The sequence below is a fragment of the Cupriavidus sp. 8B genome (assembly GCF_054589115.1).
The window spans coordinates 1-450 of sequence record NZ_BAAILO010000546.1 but is presented as its reverse complement, the minus strand read 5'-3'; the positions used below and the strand labels follow the sequence as shown (position 1 = coordinate 450).

The window sequence follows — 450 nt, the reverse complement described above, 5'->3', positions numbered from 1 at the left end:
CTCCGAGGGGCAGTCGGATGAACTCAACCTGCAAGCCCGGATGACGCCCTGGATTCAAACCAAGGGAACTTCGCAACGAACGTTGTCTGTTCAATTAGACAACGCCTGAACCAAATACATGGAGCAAGTATGAGCGAACCTATCGTGATGCGTGAGATTAACGACCGCGTGACCGTGTTGACGATGAATTTTCGTCCGCACAACCTCATGGGTCCAACGATGTACCGCGCGCTGCTCGAAGAATTCGACGCGGCGGTCAAGCGCGGTTCCCGCGCAATCCTGTTGCGCAGCGGATTGCGGCATTTCTCGGCAGGCGCCGAGGTGTCACTGTTCCCGGATCGCATTGCGCGACACGGCAAAGGGCTGGTCGATCCGCTCGAAGTGCTACGCGCGTTCGAGACGCTGCCAGTTCCGATCGTCGCAGCCGTCAATGGCACCTGCCTCGGTGGC

1 protein-coding gene is annotated in these 450 nt (G+C 58.7%); it reads left to right on the top strand.

The window, feature by feature from the left end; genetic code table 11:
* Positions 1-129 precede the first annotated feature (129 nt).
* Positions 130-450 (top strand): enoyl-CoA hydratase/isomerase family protein (locus tag ACYP5B_RS47885; protein ID WP_459574418.1); only part of this gene is annotated, 321 nt, incomplete at its 3' end.